This is a genomic window from Bradyrhizobium sp. BRP56, from assembly GCF_020194035.1.
In the GTDB taxonomy this organism is placed as follows: domain Bacteria; phylum Pseudomonadota; class Alphaproteobacteria; order Rhizobiales; family Xanthobacteraceae; genus Bradyrhizobium; species Bradyrhizobium australafricanum.
Map to the genome: position 1 here is coordinate 1 of NZ_JADYVV010000065.1, position 23,437 is coordinate 23,437.

General features: G+C 59.6%; 20 protein-coding genes and 3 pseudogenes. 6 read left to right on the forward strand and 17 right to left on the reverse strand.

The window, feature by feature from the left end; all coding sequences use genetic code 11:
- The first annotated feature begins 759 nt into the window (after positions 1-759).
- From I6F38_RS33610 to I6F38_RS33620, 3 genes are all read left to right on the forward strand, one after another.
- Positions 760-1,062, forward strand: coding sequence for a hypothetical protein (locus I6F38_RS33610; protein ID WP_225163425.1), 303 nt, complete (start codon positions 760-762; stop codon positions 1,060-1,062).
- A gap of 593 nt (positions 1,063-1,655) precedes the next feature.
- Positions 1,656-1,904: a hypothetical protein gene (locus tag I6F38_RS33615; RefSeq protein WP_028344055.1), complete on the forward strand. Its 249-nt coding sequence runs from the start codon at positions 1,656-1,658 to the stop codon at positions 1,902-1,904.
- A gap of 487 nt (positions 1,905-2,391) precedes the next feature.
- Positions 2,392-3,138 (forward strand): Crp/Fnr family transcriptional regulator, encoded by a 747-nt coding sequence (locus I6F38_RS33620; RefSeq protein ID WP_041482691.1) that lies wholly within the window; start codon positions 2,392-2,394, stop codon positions 3,136-3,138.
- 990 nt (positions 3,139-4,128) lie between these two features.
- Here I6F38_RS33620 and I6F38_RS33625 read toward each other — a convergent pair.
- From I6F38_RS33625 to I6F38_RS33675, 10 genes and pseudogenes are all read right to left on the reverse strand, one after another.
- A complete protein-coding gene (locus I6F38_RS33625) occupies positions 4,129-4,305 on the reverse strand; it encodes a hypothetical protein (RefSeq protein WP_172646947.1) in 177 nt (58 codons plus the stop codon).
- Positions 4,302-4,541, reverse strand: coding sequence for a hypothetical protein (locus I6F38_RS33630; RefSeq protein WP_209944358.1), 240 nt, complete (start codon positions 4,539-4,541; stop codon positions 4,302-4,304). The genes I6F38_RS33625 and I6F38_RS33630 overlap by 4 nt, the downstream gene beginning before the upstream one ends.
- A 361-nt stretch (positions 4,542-4,902) precedes the next feature.
- Positions 4,903-5,274, reverse strand: a complete 372-nt coding sequence (locus I6F38_RS33635; protein WP_225163426.1) for a hypothetical protein — start codon at positions 5,272-5,274, stop codon at positions 4,903-4,905.
- 42 nt (positions 5,275-5,316) lie between these two features.
- Positions 5,317-6,036: a hypothetical protein gene (locus I6F38_RS33640; RefSeq protein WP_225163427.1), complete on the reverse strand. Its 720-nt coding sequence runs from the start codon at positions 6,034-6,036 to the stop codon at positions 5,317-5,319.
- Positions 6,037-6,967: 931 nt separating this feature from the next.
- Positions 6,968-8,260, reverse strand: a complete 1,293-nt coding sequence (locus tag I6F38_RS33650) for a glycoside hydrolase family 130 protein (RefSeq protein WP_225163428.1) — start codon at positions 8,258-8,260, stop codon at positions 6,968-6,970.
- Between the two features lie 33 nt (positions 8,261-8,293).
- Positions 8,294-10,579 (reverse strand): glycosyltransferase family 4 protein, encoded by a 2,286-nt coding sequence (locus tag I6F38_RS33655; RefSeq protein ID WP_225163429.1) that lies wholly within the window; start codon positions 10,577-10,579, stop codon positions 8,294-8,296.
- Positions 10,576-11,505, reverse strand: coding sequence for a class I mannose-6-phosphate isomerase (locus I6F38_RS33660; RefSeq protein ID WP_225163430.1), 930 nt, complete (start codon positions 11,503-11,505; stop codon positions 10,576-10,578). Before I6F38_RS33660 ends, I6F38_RS33655 begins: the two co-directional genes overlap by 4 nt.
- 2,607 nt (positions 11,506-14,112) lie before the next feature.
- Positions 14,113-14,244 (reverse strand): annotated as a pseudogene (locus I6F38_RS33665) (transglutaminase family protein); the annotation flags it as partial.
- Positions 14,245-14,423: 179 nt separating this feature from the next.
- Positions 14,424-14,618 carry a hypothetical protein gene (locus I6F38_RS33670; protein WP_225163431.1) on the reverse strand — a complete coding sequence of 65 codons (195 nt, stop codon included), beginning with the start codon at positions 14,616-14,618 and terminating at the stop codon, positions 14,424-14,426.
- A 441-nt stretch (positions 14,619-15,059) separates the two neighbouring features.
- Positions 15,060-15,308, reverse strand: a complete 249-nt coding sequence (locus tag I6F38_RS33675) for a hypothetical protein (RefSeq protein ID WP_225163432.1) — start codon at positions 15,306-15,308, stop codon at positions 15,060-15,062.
- Positions 15,309-15,878: 570 nt separating this feature from the next.
- On the opposite strand from I6F38_RS33675, the gene I6F38_RS33680 reads away from it, so the two are divergent.
- The 3 genes from I6F38_RS33680 to I6F38_RS33690 all read left to right on the forward strand — a co-directional run bounded on the left by I6F38_RS33680 (position 15,879) and on the right by I6F38_RS33690 (position 17,733).
- Positions 15,879-16,676, forward strand: a complete 798-nt coding sequence (locus I6F38_RS33680) for a helix-turn-helix transcriptional regulator (RefSeq protein WP_225163433.1) — start codon at positions 15,879-15,881, stop codon at positions 16,674-16,676.
- A 233-nt stretch (positions 16,677-16,909) separates the two neighbouring features.
- Positions 16,910-17,218, forward strand: coding sequence for a hypothetical protein (locus I6F38_RS33685; RefSeq protein WP_225163434.1), 309 nt, complete (start codon positions 16,910-16,912; stop codon positions 17,216-17,218).
- A gap of 266 nt (positions 17,219-17,484) precedes the next feature.
- Entirely contained in the window at positions 17,485-17,733 is a 249-nt protein-coding gene (locus tag I6F38_RS33690; RefSeq protein WP_225163435.1) for a hypothetical protein, read from the forward strand.
- Between the two features lie 55 nt (positions 17,734-17,788).
- On the opposite strand, the pseudogene I6F38_RS33695 reads toward I6F38_RS33690, so the two are convergent.
- The 7 genes and pseudogenes from I6F38_RS33695 to I6F38_RS33725 form a co-directional block, all read right to left on the reverse strand.
- Positions 17,789-18,081, reverse strand: a pseudogene (locus tag I6F38_RS33695) (adenylate/guanylate cyclase domain-containing protein); the annotation flags it as partial.
- 290 nt (positions 18,082-18,371) lie between these two features.
- Entirely contained in the window at positions 18,372-18,752 is a 381-nt protein-coding gene (locus I6F38_RS33700) for a nuclear transport factor 2 family protein (protein ID WP_225163467.1), read from the reverse strand.
- Positions 18,753-18,968: 216 nt separating this feature from the next.
- A pseudogene (locus I6F38_RS33705) lies at positions 18,969-19,355 on the reverse strand (UbiA family prenyltransferase); the annotation flags it as partial.
- 66 nt (positions 19,356-19,421) lie between these two features.
- Positions 19,422-20,393, reverse strand: a complete 972-nt coding sequence (locus I6F38_RS33710; protein ID WP_225163436.1) for a 3-hydroxyacyl-CoA dehydrogenase NAD-binding domain-containing protein — start codon at positions 20,391-20,393, stop codon at positions 19,422-19,424.
- Positions 20,394-20,405: 12 nt separating this feature from the next.
- On the reverse strand, positions 20,406-21,335 hold the full coding sequence (locus I6F38_RS33715) for a 3-hydroxyacyl-CoA dehydrogenase (protein ID WP_225163468.1): 930 nt from the start codon (positions 21,333-21,335) through the stop codon (positions 20,406-20,408).
- Between the two features lie 37 nt (positions 21,336-21,372).
- Positions 21,373-22,158 carry an enoyl-CoA hydratase gene (locus I6F38_RS33720; RefSeq protein ID WP_225163437.1) on the reverse strand — a complete coding sequence of 262 codons (786 nt, stop codon included), beginning with the start codon at positions 22,156-22,158 and terminating at the stop codon, positions 21,373-21,375.
- 32 nt (positions 22,159-22,190) lie between these two features.
- Complete coding sequence (locus tag I6F38_RS33725; protein WP_225163438.1) at positions 22,191-23,417, reverse strand: CoA transferase; 1,227 nt, start codon at positions 23,415-23,417, stop codon at positions 22,191-22,193.
- Positions 23,418-23,437 lie beyond the last annotated feature (20 nt).

Here is a 23,437-nt window from a genome sequence, read left to right on the forward strand (position 1 = left end):
ACAACTTCGGCCTGCTCCTGCGATGGCTCGCACAACTCCTGTGTGCCATCATCCGGGCCATCGCCGAAACTGTCCCGGCTCAAAAGATCGCTTAAATCAGCGCTCGTCCGCGTTCTTCACGGCGGACTAACAAGGCGAATGAACTGGCCGCGGCAAAGGCGGCGCCCCCAAATGCGGCTAATCCGGAGGCCACCTAAGTCGCGTAAAGCTACAATCCGATTTACTTCACGCCGGAATCGCGCTTGTTTCGCTTATAAAGCCCCTGGTCAGCGGCGCTAGCTTGGAACAACGCGGTGCAGCACCCATGCTCAGGCTGAAGCCGGGTGCGTGAGGGATGAGCGGAAACGCATGTGCGAGAGCGTCTGTGCAACCCGCTTGGGTGAACTCGCAGCTTATTGTCGCTGGCGGCGGATGTCCCCCAGTGACCAGACATGATGATTGCGACTTCTTGAAGTAGTGCGTTCGCTGCCCGTTCATTGTGGCGGCGCCGGTACCGCATGGCTTGTAGAATGTTCCAACCTGCGTCCGAAGCTGTCGCTCCGCGTAGTAGTCAACTTCATAGTCTCGGCTCGCGCCTGCCTTTGCTTGTGTCCCGACTACGATTCCGACCATTGCGATACCGAGGAAAAAGAATCTCATGAACGATCTCCCAATATACGAGCCACTTGACGCATTCGGTTGTGTTCAACAACTCACTCTATCGCGTCGGGAGCGTTCTGTCGCTGTATTTCACGGGTCGGCCTCGCGCGGGATAAGTCAGTGATCCATTTGGATCACGACGGACGGTCCTTCGATGCCATGATGTCTGGACTGCTGGATTCGTCCACTCTCAACCCGCGGCTTGGCTTGGCCACTTCGTTCAATCATCGCCATCGGCAATTTCTGGAGCACCTTCGGGGCGGTGAATGGGTCCCCGCTGTCGATCTGCCAGATCAGGCAAAGTTGAAACTGACCTTACTTCGCCATCAGTGGATTGAGATTCGAGAAGCTGACGGAAAGGTCAGCTATCGCATTACTGCTGGCGGGCTTGCGGAGATGAGCAAGCCTACCAGGGTTCGCTAAACAAGCCCCCGCTCAGCTGCCATGCGCCGCGCTCCAGATAGAGTCACGCCGCCCTGATTGCCGATTCTCGGTCCGGTCCATCCAGCAACTGCTGGAAGCGCGCCCTGCGCCATTCTTCGACACGGCGCAGCCGGCTAAGCATTGGCGCGCCCCCGCCTGCCCGGTACTCCGCTTGTCTTAGCTCGCTCGCCATTCCCCTGCTCCGAGGCAAAAGACTAGCGCAGTGCAACGAGAAAAGCGCCCAAAGGTATAGGTTGACTTCTCGATTATTCTCGTCCGTTGGTTGCTGAGCAATTCTGAAGAAACGATCCAGGCGAGAGCGGGACGTTCGTGAGGATACTTCAGCCAGGCAAAGACCCGTTCGGGTGATGGCCTAGAGAAGTAGCCCCAGCGCGGGGGGGTCGCTGGAGCTCGGCTTCCGTCGTTGTCCGAATGCCGCGGCGGGCAGTGCGACCCGCCAATGACCCAACCGCCGAATGAGGACCTGTTCCTGTGCTCCCCAAACAGGCCGCCCGCATTTCAAAAAGCGGGGCCACTAGGAACGCCCCTCCGAATTTCGCTTTGAAATGTTAGGAAATGAATGGGCGCGCTCAATGCCTCGGTATTACTTCGATTTAAAGGACGGCAACGGAACAACCCCTGACGAGGAAGGCCTCGATCTTCGGGATCTGGACGCGGCACAGGACGAGGCTGCGCGATCTTTAGGAGGCATGGCCCATGATGCCGTAGCGACCCTCAGCGGTAGCGACGCTGAGCAAATGGAGATCGAGGTCCGGGACGACAGCGGCCCCGTTATGACGGTCCGCTTTTCCTTCGCGATCAGCCGCAAGAAAATGAGCTAACCTCAAACTGCACGCCCGGGAAGAGCACTGAGGCCGAGGGCTCGTCCCACTCCTCATCAAAGCGAGACTAGAACCGCGCCGGCCGCCCCCTGTTCCAAAAAAAGGCCCCAGCGAGGGGATTGGCTGGGGCCTAGACTGATTGTCGAACCGCTGTCCGCCAGGATGCAGCGGTCGTCATTTTAGGGCTGTAAAAATACGAAATGAAAATCACCTGCCCCATGCCATTGAGGATCTTGGCAAAGTTGGGTTCCCGAAATAACCGAGGTGAATCTCGCGCCCGGCGGGAGCGCACTTTCTGTATCGATTTGTTACAGCCAGAAATCCTACTTTCTCGCAGGGCGAACACGCACCTGATGGTTCAGTCAGCGCGGGAACTTAGTTCCCTTTCCCGCGTTGCTTGTGCATCATCGGCCAAGGCCTTTTCTGTGGGCGCTGGTGACTGAGAGACACTCTCGTGCTCCCGCCTGCGAAGGGGAGGGAGTGTCTGATGCCGCATGTCAAGCTAATCGCGCGTTTGCTGTCCGTCGTTGAGCTGTCCGAGCAAGACAAGGTCCGGCTCCAGCAGATGCCTCACATCATCAAAACATTTAGAGACGGCGACCGCGTCGCACGGCAAGGCGACGTGCCCGTGCATTGTGCCGTCGTGATGACTGGAATGCTGTCGCGTCGAAGGGTTGTTTCCGAACGCAATCAAATATCGTCCATCTACGTACCGGGGGACGTACCTGATCTCCATACGCTGCATCTGCCCGTTTTGGATCACGATCTCTGCAGCGAGGGGACCTCGACTGTGGCCTTCATATCCCATTCGCATCTCCGGCGGATGTTGAAGGAATCTCCGGGGCTGACAAACGCATTTTGGCGAGAGACCCTTATCCATGCAGCGATCTACCGAGAATGGGTCGAAAACCTGGGCTCAAGGGCGGCGCTGCCAAGAGTCGCGCATCTGTTCTGCGAGCTTGCCACCCGTTTTGAGATGGTGGGTTTGCTCGACAACGACACCTTCCGTCTTCCTTTAACGCAGCAAGACCTTGCGGATGCCTGTGGCCTCTCAACCGTCCATGTCAATCGCACAGTTCAGGAACTGAGAAAGATGGGATTGCTCGATTGGCGCGGACAAATCGCCTACGTGCTTCGGCGCGAGGAGCTTGAAACGGTGGCCGAGTTCAGCGCCGATTATCTCCATGCGCTAAAAGTCCCAAGTCCGCGCGCGATCATAATGGCAGCCGGGTGAACCGGCGCTAGGCAGCGCCGGCCCGAACCATATCCAGGCAGGGGAAGATCAAGAACCGGACGCACCCGGCAATATCGCAGGAGTCGTGGACCAAAGACGCATTTGATCAATGGGTGGGAGTGGGCCACGAAGCCACGTAATCAAACTTGGAGATCAACGTTAGCATCTGGCGCCCTGTCTCGATGCTCTCCCCCGAAGGTCGGCTCGACCGCCACAAAGTTGATGAAGCTGTGGCGAGGCACAAAGAAGAGCCCGACGCCGATTAGGCGCCAGCTTATGTTCACTATTGAGCAAAATCGCTCCAGCGCCGTTGATGAGTTAGCACCGGCCAAGGCTCTGCCCGTAGGCGTCGGTGGCTGAGAGACCGAGAGCGCTCCCGCCTGCAAAGCCAAGGAGCACAGCCATGCCAATCCAACCTGTTCATCGGGTTCACGATGAAGCCGCCCAAATATCCAAGCAGACCGCATTCGTCCGCGAACTCATTGCAAAGGCGGCTGAACTATTAAAAACTACCTCCGCCTGACACCTTCCTCGACCGCAAAACGCACGATCCTTTCCCGCAAGAGGAGAGCCAGCACGGGAACCCGCAATCCTAACCTGCGTTTTCCCGGCAGTGTTTTGGCGGAGAGCCCGATGGCGTCGCCAATACCGCCTACAGACAAAAAGTATCTGTGCCCGATTTGTCGCGAGCTAGCGTTGATCCTTTCGGCAGCAACGCTTGCCTTCGCGTCCCGGACGATATCCGATCTCAGCTGCCCTAATGGGCACAGCATCAGAATCACACCCGGGGGCAAGGTCGTAACTTCCTCAACATCCCGGCGTGAACGAAAGGGCGCTGGGAAAGTCTAGGGAGGGAAACAGGCGTGAAGCATCAGGCCGAGCTACCGCCTGTCCAGAAGATCAGGCGGATTCTTTCGCCACTCGCGCCACTCCTGGAACGCGATGGCGATGGTGAGAACCGAGAGAACGATCATAAAGGCTGGAACTCCATCACATCCTGGCTTTGATGAAGTCGGCGAGATGGTTAGCGGCTCGCGCCAATGAAGCGGATGCTTCCTTCAGCTCATCCTGAGCCTTCTTCAACCGCTCTTCCTGCTGGGTGAAATCTTTGTCCCCGCGCCCATCGTCGGCGAAGATGCGTCGAAACTGATTGATGATCTGGTTCATCGCTTTGCCCGTATCTTTGAGGTCAGGGCTTCAAACGCGGTACGCGTGCTGTGAATGGCTTCGGCGAGGCGATCGGCAGCCAACACGCGCTCGCCATAGCTTTCGGTCAGCTGGTTTTCGAGCAGCTGGATTCGGATATCCTTCTTCGCTTCGCGTTGCTCGGACTTGCAAAGCGAGTACACAAGAATGACGCAGATCAGGCCCGCAGGGCCGAGTTTCAATAGCTCCTGTGCCAAGTCCACTTCGCATTGCCCTACCGCTTAAGTCGCGCGACAATATTCGCCGCCAGCTTTGGCGATGAACAGCGAGCCAACGATGGCTCCCATCCATTGATCCAGTGGGAGGGAAGCGCCGCAATCGTCCACGACTGTGGAAAGGCGCGTGCCTTGCATCAAAGGACTGAATAGACGCATACAGCAGCAAACCAGAAGCCTGCTGGCACGATGAACAGTAGTGGGAACCACCATCCGCGACCGGTTAAAATAGCGACTTGAGACGAGAGGTAGGACTTCGCGAGATCGGCCTTGACCTGCTCTCGGGTCGTCTCATTGTTAATTGCGTTGTCCACGGTACTGAAGATGCGGTCAAGCGGCCCCTTCAAGAACCATCCAATGACGGTCTCCCACATCGGTCAGGCCTTCGCAACCGACCGAAGCCGCGCCGCGATAGTGATGGCTGAGATCCCATCAACACGTAAGCGAGGTGCTGCGGGTTGTCCTCCAGCGCCTCCATCACCTGGGCCTTCAGATCAGGATCGCCAAGCGCCGCGGCAATTGGATCAAGCCACTGAAATACGGTCCCGATGCCGGTCAGGAGCAAGCCCCATAGCACAGTGACCGAACGCCCCGTGAGCGCCCAGACCTTGCCCCAGACCGTGTTGGCTTCAGCGTAGAAGCTCTTGAGCGCCGGGATCGCATGGAGCACCGGGCGCAGGAACATGAAATAGACTTGGAAGCACCAGATCGCCATCGCATCGTCGACACCGATATCCCACGCCGGGCAGATCGCGATTCACCGCGACATCGAGGATCCGGCCGCCCTGCTCTGCCTCTCGGAGCTGCTTGCCCCAATAGAAGCCGAGAACCGCAGCCTCGAAGGACAGAAATATTCCTGCTCGATCGGCGCATCGCCGGCCTCGTCGCCGTAGATACCGTGATACTCCCTGCGCTGGATCTCAACGGCTTCACGCGAGGTCGCGCCCGTGTTGTCGACAGTCAGAACCTGCGCGAACCAGTCCGAGCTCCCGCGCGCCATATTCCAGCATCGACTTGGCGTGGTTGCGTCCGCGCGCGACGTGATGAACAGCGCCCAGCCGTTATTCTCGACGAGGATCGGGGCGCGGTACGCATACGCTGCTGGGTTCGCAAGCGCCCATTCGGAGAACGTCACACCGGCTGGAGGAGACCCGACCGACGAGTTATAGCTATCCGAGCCGACGACCTGCCAGGTCGCCCCGTTCTTGAACCGAATGAAAAGATCGCTTTGCGCCCCTGCGGGCCGCTCGAATGCCGACGCGGCCGCCCAGTGCAGGCAAACGTCATTCTTGCCGGCTCGACGATGCCAAATCCCGATCGCGCGCCGACTTCTGCTCAGCTTTGGCTGAACCTGCAGAATGCCTATGACGTGCAGATGGCCGAACAAGAACTTGGCAGCGACCTGGAAAGGATCAAACCGATCGACGCGAAAGCTGCGTGAAACGAGAGACGCCCGGACGGGAGCCGCCGGGCGCATCTATTCACTCAAGCTGATTTGCGGGCGAATATTGGCTACGACTGCAAAAGTCAATCCACTGGGGATCTCACTCCACAAGGCCGGCTGTCTTACCGGAAGTACGTCATGCCGCCAACGACGATCGACAGGACAAAAACCAAAGTGGCAGCTCCAATAATCCACGGCATGTCACGGCGTTCTCTGGGGGTCATGTTACTTCCTCACGTGTACGTCCTCGAGCGCCTTAGGCGGCTGTAGCCCTGGCGACGTCAGCCACTCGTTGATATGGGCTGCCGTTTCGGCCTGACGCGCTCGGCGGAGATATAGCTCGCGCTGAGTGCCCGGCGGGAGCTGCGCAGCAGCGACCCTGAAGCGAGCGGCCTCCTCGGCCAATCTCTCTTCGAATGTCTTGGTATGTTTCGTTCGATTGCGACGCTTGATGACCACAGCGCACTCCTTTCCGTTGCAAGAAGGCGGGAGCGCGGTGACGGCGATCTCATCACCGATAGATACCCAAAGCCGTGCGGTGATGAGGAATAAATACTAGGGGCAGCGGCGGGCTTCTATATCCCACGTTACTCGCGTAAATAATTGTTTTCATTCAAAAATACTCAAACGGTTCAAAATACTCATTCGTCTCCTAATGACACTTTCGCTATGCATTTGTCACGCTGCCTGATCTCGCCATCTCCGCAGAAGATCATCATGCCAAAGCGTCGTCGCGCCGGGATGTATCCTGAACGCAGCGAGATCAACCGCCCGCTCCATCGTCGCGCCCGGCGCCTCGTACCACCCACCTGCCCGCTTGATCGGCATCATGTCGCATTGCACCGGCTTGGAGATCTTGGTCGCGATCGCGCGGTTCGGCACCCAAAGGGCAGCGCACCGCCAGCTTGGGTCTCCCTTTGGGGCACTTCTTTGAACGCGCAGGTCACACCGTGCGATTTCGGATTCAGGACATCGACTGCAGCAACGCAGAAATCTTGATGGTCGCGAAATTGGAGAAGGTATCCGATACGGCGTACGGCAGAATGAGTTGATCGTTGTGGGTCATCGCCCCGCAGGTATAGACCACATTGGGAACGTATCCTTCGCGTTCGCCTGGTTCTGGCCGCAACAATGGCTCGCTGGAACGCGCCAGCACCTTGGACGGAGCGCGCTTGTCGAGCAGCACGGCGCCAATCGAATATTTCCGGACCGGGCCGACACCGTGCGTCAACAGCAGCCAGCCTTCCTGCAGTTCGATCGGTGATCCGCAGTTGCCGATCTGCACAAACTCCCAGGGAAACTGCGGCTTCAAGATCGCCTGACCGCCTTCCCACCTGTACAGATCGTCCGAATAGACCAGATAGAGGTTCTCGTTATCCTGTCGCGCGATCATAGCGTATTTGTCGTCGATCCTGCGCGGGAACAGCGCCATGCCCTTATTGCGAGCGGCGGCACCATGTAGGGGCGACATGCGAAATGATAGGAAGTCACTTGTCTCGATCAATTCCGATCGAATCGCCGTACCCTTGTAGGCGGTATAGGTTGCATAGTAGGTCGTCCGTCCCCCGTCGCTGAATTCCACGAAGCGGGCGTCTTCGATGCCGTTGGACTGGGATTCCGTAACCGGAAAGATAACGCGTTCGCTGATATCCTGCTCTGGCCTGAAGATGACCTCAACTTCGTCGCCGATCGGTCCGGGTGCCCGATATCCGATCCTGGGACTCGAGGCGAGCCGGGCCGTCGGATCGACCGTAATGCTACCGTCGGCCGCGATGGTGCCAGCGCGAAACGTCAGAGACGACACATGTCCTTCGCCGACGGCACGGAGGCTGAGAACGAAGCGCAGGCTGCCTGGCGGGGCCCCCGACTGGTCGGGGTGCGGAACGATGCTGGGATTGAACAGCGCCGATGCTTCGAACGAATACTCATGCAAGAAATAGGCGCCGATGAGCTGGCGCTGGACTTCGGAAAAAGTGCCGTGCGTCGTAAATGCCTCTTCCATTTCGTCGGCCCGGAGCTCAAACGTCTTCAGGAGGTTGAGGTGTCGGCCCTGGAAGTTCTCTAGCACGTCCGCCAGTTGGCTCGCCGCTGTCTTCGCGTCGAGCGCAAGAACGCGCTCAACGATATGGTTGGCGCGCGTCTTGTCGGTCGGATTGAGATCACGCGGTTCGGTCGCCGGCTTGAACGGGCGCACGATCACGCGGGCGGGGTCGGGACGCAGATGGAGTGCCTGCCGATTCAGAAAAGTGGCTTGCAATGAAGTTCCTCTGTTCGCCCGAGTCATGCCAGATCAGGTGCCAACGGCCCGAAGCGATACCGGGTTTTTTGGGTTGACATCAGCGCGCCCAAGCTGGCGGATATCGGCAACCGCCAGGAGATAGGATACGACTGACTCGCCCCCGCAATTTTCATTGGCACGATCGGGGTGCAGACCGTCGCGGCAACTGCCAGTCTCGGGATCGACGAGGGCAACCGACAGATCGTTGTTGCCGAGAAACCAGCAGAACACCTTCGTCGCGAGTGTCTTCCATTCTGCATCGCCGTCCGCGCGCCACGCGGTCAGGCAGGCCGCAATCGTCGCTGCTGCCTCCAAGGGCTGTTGATCGAACGCGCGAGGGGGTTTTCGTCGATCGCCGAACCCAGCAGTACCGACAGGCCTGAAATGGCCCGCCGCCCCCTGTTGGCTCGTCAGCCAGCGCAGGGATCTTAGCCCGGCCTCGACATAGCTGGGTGTTTGCGTCGCCAAACCTGTGGCAACCAAAGCCTGAGGCAAGCGCGCATTGTCGTAAGCGAGCCCCTCCTCGAACCACACCCAGTCCGGCGTCTCGACCGACGACAGACTGGACATTAGCTTGCCGGCAAGAAGATGACGGAATTCCCGGGCGTGAAGATCATCGGGAGCAGTCGCACAATAGGCGTCCAGACCAAGCAACGTGAAGGCCCATGCGCGAGGTGAACGAAACGCTGCCGCGGCAGGTAGTGCTTCAGCAAACAGGGTAGCGGCCCAGCGACGCCGTGACACACTGGCGTCCTTGCGCGCGCAACTGCCCAGGGCCCACAGCGTTCGCCCGTGACTGTCCTCGGACCCCCTGTCTTCGAGCCAGGTTCGGTCGAAGCCCATGAAGTTACGAAATCGTCTGGTGTCGGGGTTCCAGGCATGTTGCACGAAAGCTGCAAAGCAGCCAGTCAGAATTTCCGGAAGGGGCTGCTCGCCCGGTTCGTTGAGTGCGCAAGCCAATAGCAACGCCCGCGCGTTGTCGTCCACGCAATAACCGTGCGCGCGATCGGGTACCGAATGCACGGCGTGCTGGAACAGGCCGGTATCGTCGCACATCGATAGAAAGTGCTCCAATCGCATGTCGGGCGCTTCCGCGGAGCTGAGCGGCGCGATCGCCTCAGGCGCGGCGCGCGCGATCACCTTCAGCCGGTGGCCCTGCCGCGCATGCTCGAAGGTGGTTATGTAACGCTCGGCGGTGCGCTCCCATGTCATCGACCGGCTGGTGGCATAGGCCCGCTTGCGCATCGCCTGCCGGCGGGGGGCGTCGATGAGCAATTCAGCGATTTCGCGGCCGATCCCCACTGCATCCCCGAAGGAAACGAGGATGCCGCGCCCATCGGCCAGTAGCTCGCGCGCATGCCAATAGGGTGTCGAGACGACAGGTTTGCCGAGGCCAAAGCTATAGGCCAGCGTGCCCGACGTCATCTGCGCTTCGTTGAGGTAGGGCGTGACGTAAACATCGCACATTGAGATGAACTCGAGCAGCGTGGCCTGGTCAACGAACTGGTCGAGAAATACGACGTGATCTTCTACGCCGAGTTCGCGCACGCGTGCAGTCAGGCTTTCGCGATAGGCTTCACCTTGATCGCGAACCAGGTTGGGATGCGTCGCGCCGAGCACGACATAGACCGCATCCGGTCGTCGTTTCAGGATCGACGGCATGGCGTCGATCATGACCTCGATGCCCTTGCTGGGCGACAACAGCCCGAATGTCAAAATGACGGAGCGACCGCTGAATCCCATTCTTGCTTTTGCCGTGTCCGGCGCGACGAACGGAAAGTCGGGGATGCCATGGGCAATGACTTCGATCTTCTCGTGCGGAACCCGATAGACGCGATGCAGTAGCTCACGGCCCTTATCGGCCATCACGACGACCTTCGCGGACGCCTCGACGATTCGCTCCGTTACCGTGCGCTGGATTGCGCTGGGGCTAGCCAGAACGGTGTGCAGTGTGGTGACGACCGGCATGGTCAGGAGCGTCAGCAATTCGAGGATGTGGGCGCCGGCGTCGCCGCCGAAAATCCCGAACTCGTGCTGCAGGCAGACGACGTCAAATCGACCGGCGTTCAGGGAAGCTGCGGCGCGGGCATATTCCCGAAGGTTGTCGTCCCTGATCTGCAGGACGACCGACGCGGGATAGTCATAGGTCTGATTGCGGTCGGTCATCGCCACGACGCAGGCCTGCAGCTGTAGGTCTGAACTTGAGATCGCGCGTAGCAAGTCGGTCGTGAATGTCGCAATGCCGCAGCGGCGAGGCAGCGAATTGCCGATCAACGCAATCCTGCGGGGCGGCGTCACGTGCGCGCCTTTGCCAGGGCGATCAGATCAACGGGCGCGGCTGATTGAACGAGTGGGGTCGAAAGCTCGCAGAGCCCCTGTAAAAGCGACTCGATAGGCTGGGCCGCCGGATACGCAATTAGGGCGGTCAACCCATTGGCGCCAACCTCGATGCTGCTTCGACCACCGCCAACGAATACCACCTGCCCGATTGATACCGTGGCCAATCCGATCGCCGCATGGCCGTCGAGAACAAGAATCCACGTCTCCGGTTCCGCAACCAGTGCCCAGCTTGACGCCTCCTGCAGGTCAACGCGCTCGAGCACGTAATGCCGGCTGGCGACGAGAACCGTCCGTTCATCAGTGAGGCGGGTCGGGCCCGCTGGGGGTCGAAGCGGCCAGGTGTTGGCAACCGCGACGCCGTTTTCGATGTGCAATTCACGCGCTCTGTCAAAATCGAACAGGTGGAACGCGGTGTCGCTGCGCTGCTGAATTTCGGCTAGCACGATGCCGGCACCGAGCGCGTGAATTGTGCCGGCAGGGATGAAGATGACATCGCCTTTCGCAACTGGACGCCATTGAACCAGTTCAACGATCGAGCGGTTCGCGATCGACGCCCGCAATTCCTGCGGCGTTACCCGGCGGTTCAAACCAATGCCGATCTGCGCGCCCGATTTCGCCGAGATGATGTACCAAGCTTCGCTCTTGCCGTTTGGCATCCCCTTCGCGCGCGCGAAGGTGTCGTCAGGATGGACCTCGATGGAAAATGGCGCGCTTGTGAACAACAGCTTGAGCAGCAGCGCAGGGACAGGAGCGTTCTTGTCAGCCCGCTCGAACCACAGCTCCCCGACGGCATCACGCGTGCCGTCGATGTCGCTCCATGGCTGGAGATCGCTGACGCCCCAGGGTTTGTGCATGGCCCGTACGGAAGCGTGTTCGATAGGCATGATTGTCCTGACGCGTGGCGCGCACGCCGGAGCGACGTGCCGTTGCTCGATCTCGTCGATTACGATTTTGTGTGGCTAAGGCGTCGCGTCTCCGGACACGCCTGCTTGCAGGAAGCCGGTGACACTATCGATCATATGGAGACTGGTGCATCCAATAGCAAGCTTTTCGCGTTGCGCGGTCGCTATAGTAGAAGCAGTGCTTACAGCCATTGCCCTGACGATTTCTCTCGACATCGTGAAGGAAAGGGCGTCTGCTGCAGTTATCACCGTCCACCCTTGTCTGCTATCGCTGACTGAGAGACCTGTACTCCCGCGACAGAGAGGGAGGTCAGTATGTCCACCATCCCAAAATTCAAACTTCATGCCGGCGCGGTCATTATCCAGTGGTGATGCCGCGGCGGCGGAAAACGCCCTGCGCGATACGCCATCGAGACGCCGCTGCTCGGTCGTGGTGGGCGAAGTCCGCGTTCCGCAAGGAGTTGCGGAATGAGCCAGCTTGGCCTTGCCGGCTAGAACGTCAGAAGCCGGCGTTGAGCTCTCGGATCATCTCCGCGCGGAGGCTTTCTGGGTAACTGCGGCCATATCGGTCGGCCACTGGACGTCGCATTCAATAGCTTTCCATCGCACGCAAAAACGCCGCCCGCTTAAATAAAGCGCAGGCGGCGGCTTACCAGCCCCGGGAAGGTGAGAGTAAAATCCCGATAAAGGTTGGTCTCCGCATGACGTGCTGAGGTTCATCACCTCGGACAAGAACGAGACCAAAATTCAAGATGGCGGCTGTAGTCCCGGCGAGGTCAGCCACTTGTTGAGCTCCCCGGCAACATCGATCTGCCGGGCTTTTCGCAGAAGCTCCGTGCGGCGGACGCCAGCGGGCATTCCCTTGGTCTGTAGGCGGAGATTGATCGCCTCTTGCGCGAGGCGGTATTCGAATGTCGAGGATTGTCCTAGGGACCGTTGAGCAGGCATGTATGACGCTCCGCTGCGGGGTTGAGCGGGAGCGCAACTTGCGTTCACACCACCGATAGATGCTATGGGCCGTTCGATGGCAGTGGGACAGTGCGCCTATATCAGTCGAATAGCGAGCGCTTTGTTCGGTTCCTGGCAGGAGCTATTTGCGAAGTGCCGGAAGCTAGTCGATGGTCTGTAATGCAGCACTGGCAGGGATCAACTCTCTTGCAATTCTCCGCCCTGGCGCCGGACCTTTCTGTGATCCGCACTTGCGCCTTACGACGCGGGCGTCGATAGGCAACGTGCCGAGAACAGAGGCCAAATTCAAATTGAAGCAGGAGCTGCAACCGAGCGCTTCTATTGGCGTTGCTGATCTCTGAGCAATCGGCTGATCGCTCGTTCAACTTCGCTGACAGCCTCCGCTCGATTGAAGGCAATTCCGGTTCGGGGTGACCGACCGTCTCGCTCAAACGACCATTTCCAGCCGGACGGATTGATCGTCTGGACCACCGTATATTTAATGCCTTGATGCTCCATGCGCGATCACGACTATGGGGTTAAAGCAACCGTATGCGGCGACAAACCTCGGTTACTCAGCATCGCTTGAAGTCTTCTTCGAACGGTCGACGCGGACCGCTTTGAATTCCGCTGGCCCGTCAAGCAGGCGCTGCTTTCTGGCCGATTGGTCCTTAGAACTTGCAGAGTGGTCTGCCCTCCCATCCAAAACCGTGCCCGCCAGATGAAGAGCGCGCTTTCGTTGGCGGCCCACTCGGCGATCTTTAGCATCGTTCGTCATCTTACAGGGTCTCTTAATTGGCGCGCATGTTCGGAAGCGAAACTCAGCAACCGTGGCAAATATTCTTGAGCTTCGCGGCGGTTCGGGCTTCTTCCGCAAGAAATGGATCCTTGTAGCCTGACGATGAGTCGATGCCGGCTTCGGCGGGCTTCCTGGCTTTTGGAGGAAATGCCGCATCGTAACAGGAGAGACGCGCGCTGGTGCTTTCGATCGCACGGCAGTTTGGCTCCGCGGCAAAAGCTGATGGCGTGTATATGCCCAGTACGGATGCCAGCAAAAGCGCCGCGGTTCATGTGCCGCTTCGAACCATCCTCATGCTGAACACTCCATAGCTATTTGGTTTTACTCGCCCAGGTGGGACTCTCGCCGGTCCAGGCCGGAAGAGCATCCCATTCGGCCCAACGCATCCGACGCTCCTCACCTCCGACCCTCACGAAAACAAAGGGCGCATCGTCCCGGCCAGTTTTCGAACCAACGAAGATTGCCGGAACCCCGTAGGCATCCCTGATGATTGCCGTGTTTGCCATTTTGGGCTCCCGTTTGGCCTGAACTGGCTCAACGCCCCGGTTTGCAGTACTGACGCATGGTGATTGAACGGACACCGCTATAAAATGGCCGTCACCGCAATCAGCAGTACGAGGAAGACCGGTACCAACATAGGTGGTACGAGCCACTCACGAATGTCGAATTTGTCGGAATTTGACATCTGACCGCCTTCTCTTGGGTTGAGGCGGGAGCACAACGCTCTCAGTCACCGATAACAGCCACGTAGCACGCGGTGATGCAAACTGTGTAGCAGTCTTCTAACCAATTAGCGAGATCAATCTCAGCCGCCTGGTACCCAATCGCTCAAGGCGAGCGCTTTACACAAGTTCATCAGTCCGCACCTTGAAGCTGACGAGCATGTTGGGTCCGAAAGTTTGGGCGATCGGAACATCCGCCGCATCGCGGCCTTGCGCGATCAGGACGCGGCCGATTCGCGGAGTGTTGTTGCGCCTAATCAGGCTACTCTAAAAATCTAACTACGCCGCGTACTCATAAATTAACCGCGTGGATCGATGTCCGCTTGTCTCCACAATACCGGCGCGAAAGCGGACGTTGTCGGACTTCTGAGAAGGGCCAGAATAGGACATCGAAAGCGTGGCAACCTGTGTCTCTCTCAAAGCGATCATCCCTAATCGCACGAGCGGCCTATCGTCTCTAGCTGCGAATCAGGAAGATCGACTCTCGATGCATGTCCGAGGATGGTCCAGGCAACGAGGTGAATGACAAGGAATGCTGCGGTCACTGCCAAAAGCCAGTACGTTTCACCATTGGCATGCGGTTTGATCGTCGCCCTTGTTTGCGCCGTCCTGTTCGCAATCATCATGCTTGGTCTCCGGATCTTGTTTGGTCGCTCTCTTGCAGATGCTCGAGCTCGCGCATGATGCGACTTGCCTGTTGTCGCCGCGACGCATGCAGCGGGGATAAGATGAAGGCGACAATGCCCGGCTTTCCTGGTTCGATCGGACGATCGCAGACCCGAGAGACTGCTTCGGACGAATGCAACGGAAGGCTCACTCACGGTCCATGTCGGCTAGAGAAAGCCAGCGCTGAGGCCTAATCCGTAGGTCAGCGACAGCAGCCACACGAACACGACGGCGACGCAGAGCAACGCGGTCTGCTTGAGGAGATTTGCTCGCAGCGATGATGCAGGGAAAGCCCGCACGAAAGCGCTTGCAACGACGGAATTGACGAGAGCTCGCATCACCTTCTACCGGCTGCTATTGGACCGATGGCCACTGCGGCGGCGTTCGGCTGGTTCGTTACGTTACGGGAGCGGCGGGTTCGAAAAGCTGGGCCTGAGCAGGACCGGCTCCCAGAAGAATCGAGCGGCTTCGGACGCGGCCTCGTACCGGCAAATCCCAATGTCTTTGAGGTAATCGGCTTTGTGCCTGAGGTCGGCAAGAAGCTCTGCTCTGAAGCGGGCGCGTTGGTACCAAGTGACAAACAGCGCGAGGGGCGCCGAACCGCGCAGATGAAGATCCTTTGTGGGGAGAATAATGTCGGAAATGCTCATTTAAAACCTCGCCTGGGGCGCACTTGCCGCCTTGGACAATGACGGGTGCGTGATTGCTGACTTCCTCCATCGAGCGGCAAAGACTAAAGAGATCGCGCGATGATCTCTTAACATTGTCGTGGGCAGCTTCACCCCGATCGTGAATTTGATCGTCCTGTTTGATCAATGCGATCTCTCGGTTGATGGCCGTTTTGAAGCCGGAGTGCAACGGGATCGGTCAGGGAGCGCTAACGCCCGGCATCGGAGCAGTCGGGCTGATCGACACCTGAGCCGGTCGCTGTTGCGCGAAAGCTGCGAATGCAATCAGAAATGTGCACGCTAGGACGACGAAAGAGACGGGACGCCGTTTGCTCTCCGTCTAGCCGCTGCCGGACTTCGCAAGCCGGCGCGCGTCCATTGTTGTGTGCATCGTTGTTCTCCCGATGAGGTTACGGTGAGAGGATCGGTCTTCCCAGCGACCGTGCCGAATATCGCGCCACGCGAAGCTTCTGAGAACTACCTAGAAAGGTGGCTCTTTGTACTTTATGTATGTCCGCGCCGGCTCGGCTTCCTGCACAGGTTGGGAATGACATGCATCTCTCGACGGATCCCACCGATTTACACAATCAAGGAGTCTACGCACTCTGGGACCGGCTAGCCGAGTTCTCTGTCGCCGACGGTGACGCTGCGCTGATACACCTGCTGTCCACGCTGCGTACGATGTTGTCGGCACGCAATGTGCTATGGGGGGTAGTCGTGCGATTGCCTTCGCCGAAGCGGGCGGATCCCTTGCTCGGCTGGCGTCCGCGCCTCGTCAAGGTGCTGGATCCGATACCGGCGGTGGCGGCGTCCGTGCAGAAGCAGTACGATACACTTTGGTCCAACGACGTCGACCTGTCTCAGATCCTTTCTATGGCGGGCGATGAGCCGTTCCGCGTCCGCCTGCTGTTCGAAGCGCTGCCGCCGGAATGGTTCGAGGGAAAGCACTATCGGCGGCACTATTTGGACATCGGCTTCGCCGACAGCATTTCCGTGCGCATTGCGCTCAATGACGACGTGAGGATTCGTCTGTTCGTGTTCCGCGATGCGCAGGCGCCCCGCTTTACAGCGCAGGACGGCCAGCGTCTGGGCTTCGTCATGCGCGCCTTGAGATGGTTTCACCGAGAACAATTGCTCAGCCATGGGCTGCTCATCGCCAACGCGCCTCTCACACCCGCTGAACGCCGCGTGTTGCTCGCCCTGCTCGACGGGGACACGGAAAGCCGGATCGCGCAGAAGCTCGACCAAAGTCCGAACACCACGCATTTCCACGTCAAATCGATCTACGCCAAGTTCGGCGTGCGCAACCGCCCATCGCTCTCCGCGCTCTGGCTTGGCAAGCTGCGATAACGAACTGCCTAGGCACGACTTGGATTCATGAGATCGTCGCTCGCCGTCAACTACACGGCGCATGTCGCGGATAGCCAAAGGTCCTACAACGGACCCCCCTGTTCTCAAATACAAGCGCCCGCGCAGATAGCCAAAGTTCCGGTCTCCAGTTCCATTGAATGGAGCAGCCGTGCTCGCAGGCGGAAAGCTGGCGGGAGGGTAGGCGCTTTTCTCTGCCCAATGGGGACTTCGCTATGCCCGACCGCATTGACATAGACCACAAGCACAGCCGAGCGATTCTTAAAGTCATTGGACAGCAACTGCGCGCGTCGCTGAAGCTTGAGCCGGAGCAACCGGAGAGGTCTCAGAGCGCAAATCGAACGGCTTCGGGAATTGGAGGAACGCCCACCAAATCGTTCCCGTTGACGCGCGTGGTGAAAAGGCCGCTGAAGCCGGCCTTTTTCAGATTGTTCCGTCAAAATGAACAGAGCATCTCGGCCAGGAAAGTGACGCTCAAAAAAGGCGACCGTCGCCTATGGGGCGAGCGGCGATGCTCTGGCTGATCGTATGATTTCCGCTTGACCGTCAGACGCGCTGACATCCGCCGGCACCGTTCCTCGACCCGGGCGGCGACGTTCACGGATTCGCGAATTTCATTTCGCCTAGCACAGCCGCATTGAGGCGCAACTCTCCATGAGTTGGCTCTATATGCTGGTCCGATGCGTGTGCCTCTCTCAGCAGATGCGGCCGATACCCATGCCGCCGAATTCTGGCTAGAGCGCCGTGCCGATGATGCGGTGGTGGGAGCACGGTCGTGTCATCAAAATGAGTGCCTGAGGAAATGCGCGTTCAAAGTGGTCTGGCCGCGATCGCTGGCGCCGGATTGACACGGGTGATGTCGTACAAGATGGACGCGGCAAAGCAGGCTGGAACGCTTGCCATCGTGCTCGGCGACTTCGAACCTGAGCCGCTTCCCGTCCATATCGTCTATTCTCCGCGAAAGCCCGTACCGATGAAGCTACGAGCATTCCTGAATTGGATGACGCCGCGCCTCAAGACGCGACTGGCGCTGGACTGACCTTCTGGCCGCAAGCTCAGCCGCCTGCGGCCCCGCGCCATGTAATCGGGATCAGCCCCTTGTTGAACCAGCCTCGGCCCTGGAACACCAAATCCAAGGCGTCTGGATGTAGCGAACTCTCCGCGCGTCTTGCTTAGGCAGTAATGAGTTGCGCATCCAGCGTGTTGGCCAGCCTCGATACGATTTCGTCCTGCATATCGAAGAGGTCGGCGACAGGCTTGTCTAAACGCTCGGCCAGAGGTGGTTGCCGGTTTCGGCGTCGATCAACTGAACGTCCACGCGGAGGCGGTTGCCGCCACGCTGCATCGAGCCCTCCAGTACATAGCGGACCTTCAGCTCACGTCCCAGACCCGGTGCATGGAAGCTCAAATTATCAGCGCAAAGGTCCGTTCCCGAGCTTGGACAGGTTTGGGTTATGTCGGCTTTGGGTCCAGCCTGTGTGAAAACGCGAAGACGCTTGATCGCGGTAGAACGAGTTATTCGTTCAAGACCGCTTTAGGCGCCCACACCGTAAGCCCATTCAATTTTGAAATCGAAGCCGAGAATATCATTCTCGTCGCGCTTCGAGTTTTTGAGTTTTCACACGGCCTGGGTCACAAGCTGACCTCCGAACCACACGAGGTGTGCAACGCAGGCGATCAGGTCAGAGCCTCAACAAGGTGGGTACGCGAGGACGACGGAGTGAATCGGTCTCCGAAATATTGAGTTTCGTGAGCTACACGCCCGTTGCTGAACTCCATGATACTGACGGAGTAAGAAGGTATGCCGTCATAAGTCAGGACGAACTCGGTAACCCAGAGGTCGCCGCCCCCGAGGATCCGCCGCACTGCAAAGCGCTTTTTGTTTGGTTGCAGGAACCGGCTTTCCTGGATGTTGCGTCGGCCGCGGATGCGTTCGCCTGATTGCGGATAATCGAGCACCGCGTCTTCGCGATAGATTTCATGCTCGGTCTCGAACTCGCCCGCGTCCGAAGCATCCCAATGACGACGCAGGGCAGACAGCTTCTCGCGATCATCCATCCTGGCCTCCATCTGGCGCCCCATTTTCACTGGGGCGCGATAAGGCGGTATACCATGCGGCCCCCGAGTTGTCTGAAGGAAGAGATGCGGCCGCATTAGAGCCGACCGGCTCGGGAGCAGAAATGGCGGTACCCTGCCCCACGTCCGCTTTACCTCCGAAATCTGACTCCGGGGCCGCCGGCCGGTATGTCTCCTTTGAGTTCCGGCAAGTAGCGCAGCCGCCGCGAAATTCGCCGCCAGTGCGAGGGTCGCGATGGCGATCGCGCCGAGGACGGTTCCGAAAACAAACGCCTCAATCTTCGAGACCTTGCCGCGGGGAATTGGCCGCATCGCCGTGCGAGCCATAATCGCGTCGATATCGGCGTCGTACCACATGTTCAATGCGCCGGCGGCGCCAGCGCCGGCGGCGATTGCCAGAATTGCGATGACGCCTGGAAGTAGTTCCAGGCGTGCTGGTGCGATCATCAGTCCAACGAACGCGGTGAACAGCGCGAGCACCATGACGCGTGGCTTGGCCAAACTCACGAAGTGGGGCAGTCGCTCCACCCAGCCGGGCCATGAGGTCCGGTGATGGCGCGATATCGAAATCGCGGAAGTGTTCATGGGAATCTATTTCTCAAGCCCCAGTCGTTCGTGAGCGTCGCAAGGATGAGGCGGCTACCCTGCCGGCTAAGTTGCTGCGACTTTGTGCGGGTCGACCGCCTCCGACCGCCTGCGCAACTCGATCAAGCCGATCAAGAGCTCGTCGCGCTCTGCCGCTAACGCCTCAATGCTTCGGGCTCCGACTTCGGCATGGACGCTGTCGACGAGCTTGCGTTGGAACTCTGGCGTCATGTCGGGTGAACCGAGCGTCTTCCACCAGGCCGCCATCGGGCCGCCCAGTTGATGCATGGCATGCTCAATGCCGCCCGCGCCGCCGGCGAGATGATTGAGCAGCATGTTGCCCATGATACCCCAGCGCAGGCCCGGCCCCCATGACAGGGCGTCGTCGACGTCGGCAGCGCTCAGCACGTCCTCGGCGACGAGATAGTAGACCTCGCGCGCCAGTGCGGCCTGCAGACGGTTGGCGACATGGCCCGGCATTTCCTTGTTGAGCCGTATCGCCTTCTTTCCAATCGACTTGTAGAAGGCGATCGCGCGCTGGATCGTCTGTTCGGAGGTCCTGGTGCCGCCGACAACCTCGACCAGTGGGATCAAGTGCGGCGGATTGAAGGGATGGCCGATGACGCACCGCTCCGGATGCAATGCAGCGCCCGACTGAATGTCGCTCATCTTGATTCCGGACGAGCTCGACGCGATGATCACGTCCGGGTGCAGCAGTTCGTCGAGCTGCTTGTAGAGCTGCTGCTTGAAGTCCAGACGCTCGGGGCCGTTTTCCTGGACCAGGTGCGCGCCCGCCACCGCGGCGGCTAGATCGCGGCAGAACGTAAGACGCGACTGCGATGCGCCGGGTGCAAGACCCAATCGTTCGAGCGCTGGCCAGGCCGCCTTCACGAAGCGGCGCAGCGACGCCTCCGCATCCGGCGCGACGTCGGTCGCAACGACGTCCAAACCCTTGGCGAGGAACTGCGCGGCCCAGCTCGCGCCAATCACGCCGGTGCCGATGATCGCGACTTTCCGAATTGGCTTGGTGTTGAACATGTCAATCTCCTCTCAAGCTATTTCGACGTATGTGACGCCGGTGAGATTTCCCTGGGCGGCAAGAAGCATCCGCTTCTCGGTCCCGTCGAGCTTCGCCGCATAAAGCGAGCCGGCGAAATCGGTCACGAACATGCGGTTGCCGGGGACATCCAGCGCGATGCCGATGCCTTCCATCAGGTCCGAGACCACGATCTGCGGCACGTTTTGTGCGGGCTTGGCATCGACCGGCGCCCGGTTCACGGTGTTGCCCCGTGGGGGATTGCCGCGGTCGGTCCAGTAGATGACGCGATGTTCGAGATCGAGCTCCAGATCGATCGGCTCGGGAAGACCGTTGAAGAAGACTTCGATATCGCTGCGATCAGCCGCCGTCTCGCCCTTCGGAATGTCGATCCCGGCGCGCAGGATGCGGCCGACGTCGGCGTTGTCGCCGCCCTTCTGCGTCCAGTAGATCTGTCCCCGCTTGGGATCGACCGTGATTCCGACGCACCATCTGGACTGATCGCGGCGGTCGTTTTCGCCCGCCCCGGTTTGGACGAGCGTTTCGATCTGCGATCCGTCGAGATTCGACCGCACGACTCGCATCCCCTCGCGATCGCACCAGTAGAGCTTGCCGTTCGCCTTATCGAGATGGAGCTGCTTCGGCGTGAACGTGCCGCCGGGTGGAACGATGAACTTGCGGTTCTTGCCGTCGATATCGGCGCGTTCGATGGAGCCGTCGTTCCGGCTGGGAACGGCGCCCATATTGGTCCAGTAGACGTGACCCGCGTCGACGTCGACGACGATCCCGTCGGGATGGGGACAGTCGGCTGCGATCAGCTGAGAATGTGAGCCGTCCGGATTCATCGAGAGGACGCGGCCGCCGCTCAAGTCTAGAAGAAACAAACGGCCAGAGCGGGTCGCGCCCGATGCGGTTCTTGTCTGCGTGGCATGAAGTACGGTCATGGTCTGTCCTTTTTTGTGTCGGCTCGCTGGCGTCGGGTTATTCGGCCGCGAGCGGCTTCGGCAGGTTGGTGAAATTGGGCGCCCGCTTTTCACGGAACGCCGTGAAGGCTTCGATGGCCTCCGCGGAGCGCAGCCGCTCGCTGAACTCACGGCTTTCGAGTTTCGCAGCCTCTCTGAGCTGGCCGATCCAGGCCTGTTTGATCAGCTGCTTTGAGGCGCGCAGCGCGCGGGCCGGTTTCGCCACGAGCTTGTGCGCCGTCGCAGTGGCGGCCGCCAGCAAGTCGCCATCGGGCACGACGCGGGTCACGAGACCCAATTCCGCCGCCCGCGCAGCCGTGAACGGTTCGCCCAGCAGGAGCATTTCCGCTGCCCGGAGATGACCGACGCGCATCGGTATCGAGAAGCTCGAAGCGAATTCCGGCACGAGGCCGAGATCGATGAACGGCAGCTTGAACTTCGCGCTCTCGCCTGCGTAGACGAAATCGCAGTGTGTCAGCATGGTGGTTCCGCCGCCAATCGCGACGCCTTGCACCGCCGCGACGATCGGCTTTTCGAACGCGATGAACGCATCGATTAAGGCGGACTGTGGGGAATCGTCAGGTCCAGGCGGATTCTTGGAGAAATCCCCGATGTCGTTGCCAGCGCAGAACGCGTCGCCGGCGCCGTGCCAGAGCACGACGCGGACTGCCTCATCCTTGTCAGCTTCCTTGAAGATGCCGGCGAGGCTGGTGTACATGCCAGCCGTCATTGCATTCTTTTGGGACGGCCGATTGAGCTCGACCCGGAGGATGCCGCCGGAAGTTTCCGTGATGACGTCGCTCATTGCTCGCTTCCTTGTTCGGTAGGTTCTGGCAGTCAGGCCGCATGTTCCTTTGCTTTGGGGACAGCACCGCTTTCGCGCAGGCTCTCGATGCTCTTTGCGTCGAAGCCGAGCTCGCCGAGAATCTGCTCGGTGTGCTCACCAAGGTCGGCCGCGCGCCGAGCGGCCTCCTTGGCGACGCCGTGCACCTGGATCGGGCTCGAGATGGTCGAGGTGAGCTTGCCGCCGGCACCGTTGAGCGGAACGATGATCTCGTTCTCCGTCAGTTGCGGATCGTTGATCACTTCCTGCGGTCCGCGGACTTCTCCAAAGGTGACGTTCAAGCCGGCAAAGACCGAATGCCAATGCGACATGGGCCGACTGCTAAACAGCTCGTCGAAGATGGCCGTGAGCGGCGTCATGTTCGCCAGGATCTTCGCTGGACTGGAGAAGCGCGGATCGGTCAGCAAATCCGCCCGGCCGATCGCCTTTACGACGGTCATGAATTTGTCGGGCGTGATGATGAGAACGAACCACGTTCCGTCGACGGACCGATAGACGTTCATCGCTGCGTTGGCGGGATGTGTGCGGTCGTGCCGCGGAGGAAATTTGGCGCCGGCGAGTGCGGCCTGAATGGAAACGCTCGCAGACCAAACACCCTGGGCAAGCAGCGACGTGGTGACATGCGAGCCCTTGCCGGTGCGCTCGCGCCGATAGAGGGCCGTGACGATCGCCGAATAAAGACCGACCGCCGTGGCGTTGTCGCCGCTGCCGCCCACGGGCCACGTCGGCGGCACGCCGGCATCGCGCGTCATCGACAGGAGACCGCTGCGCGCCCAGTAAGCTGTGACGTCGAAGCCGGGTAAATCGGCGTCAGGTCCGTGCTCGCCGAAGCCGGTCAGATCCGCGTAGATCAACCGCGGATTCCATCCCGCGACATCTTCATATTCGAGCTTCAGCTTCTTCCGGGCATGGTGGGGCGTGTTGACGATGAACACATCGGCCCAGTTGGCGAGTTCAAAAATAACCTGCTGCGCGCCCGGGGACTTGAGATCTAGCACGATGCTGCGCTTGTTGCGGTTGGCGAGATGCCACTGATAAGCCTCCTCGGATTGCGGTTGAACTGGGGTGTGGTGCCCTTGCCGCCACATGTCGCCTTGCGGTGGCTCGACCTTGATGACATCGGCGCCGAAGTCGGAGAGGATCACCGCGGCACCTGGTGCCGCGACGAAGCTGGACAGATCGACTACTTTCAAGCCGGAAAAGATGTTTTCGTTTGCCATTGAGGGCTCCTGAGTTGGAT

Excerpts from the sequence above, each read along its gene's own strand:
- I6F38_RS33685 (WP_225163434.1), top strand. The coding sequence starts at position 16,910 with ATGCCCGACCGCATTGACATAGACCACAAGCACAGCCGAGCGATTCTT.
- I6F38_RS33700 (WP_225163467.1), bottom strand. The coding sequence starts at position 18,752 with ATGGATGATCGCGAGAAGCTGTCTGCCCTGCGTCGTCATTGGGATGCT.
- I6F38_RS33710 (WP_225163436.1), bottom strand. The coding sequence starts at position 20,393 with ATGTTCAACACCAAGCCAATTCGGAAAGTCGCGATCATCGGCACCGGC.
- I6F38_RS33670 (WP_225163431.1), bottom strand. The coding sequence starts at position 14,618 with ATGATGATTGCGAACAGGACGGCGCAAACAAGGGCGACGATCAAACCG.
- I6F38_RS33715 (WP_225163468.1), bottom strand. The coding sequence starts at position 21,335 with ATGACCGTACTTCATGCCACGCAGACAAGAACCGCATCGGGCGCGACC.
- I6F38_RS33625 (WP_172646947.1), bottom strand. The coding sequence starts at position 4,305 with ATGAACCAGATCATCAATCAGTTTCGACGCATCTTCGCCGACGATGGG.
- I6F38_RS33660 (WP_225163430.1), bottom strand. The coding sequence starts at position 11,505 with ATGCCTATCGAACACGCTTCCGTACGGGCCATGCACAAACCCTGGGGC.
- I6F38_RS33680 (WP_225163433.1), top strand. The coding sequence starts at position 15,879 with ATGCATCTCTCGACGGATCCCACCGATTTACACAATCAAGGAGTCTAC.
- I6F38_RS33635 (WP_225163426.1), bottom strand. The coding sequence starts at position 5,274 with ATGGCGATCTGGTGCTTCCAAGTCTATTTCATGTTCCTGCGCCCGGTG.
- I6F38_RS33725 (WP_225163438.1), bottom strand. The coding sequence starts at position 23,417 with ATGGCAAACGAAAACATCTTTTCCGGCTTGAAAGTAGTCGATCTGTCC.
- I6F38_RS33620 (WP_041482691.1), top strand. The coding sequence starts at position 2,392 with ATGCCGCATGTCAAGCTAATCGCGCGTTTGCTGTCCGTCGTTGAGCTG.
- I6F38_RS33615 (WP_028344055.1), top strand. The coding sequence starts at position 1,656 with ATGCCTCGGTATTACTTCGATTTAAAGGACGGCAACGGAACAACCCCT.
- I6F38_RS33720 (WP_225163437.1), bottom strand. The coding sequence starts at position 22,158 with ATGAGCGACGTCATCACGGAAACTTCCGGCGGCATCCTCCGGGTCGAG.
- I6F38_RS33640 (WP_225163427.1), bottom strand. The coding sequence starts at position 6,036 with ATGCGCCCGGCGGCTCCCGTCCGGGCGTCTCTCGTTTCACGCAGCTTT.
- I6F38_RS33675 (WP_225163432.1), bottom strand. The coding sequence starts at position 15,308 with ATGAGCATTTCCGACATTATTCTCCCCACAAAGGATCTTCATCTGCGC.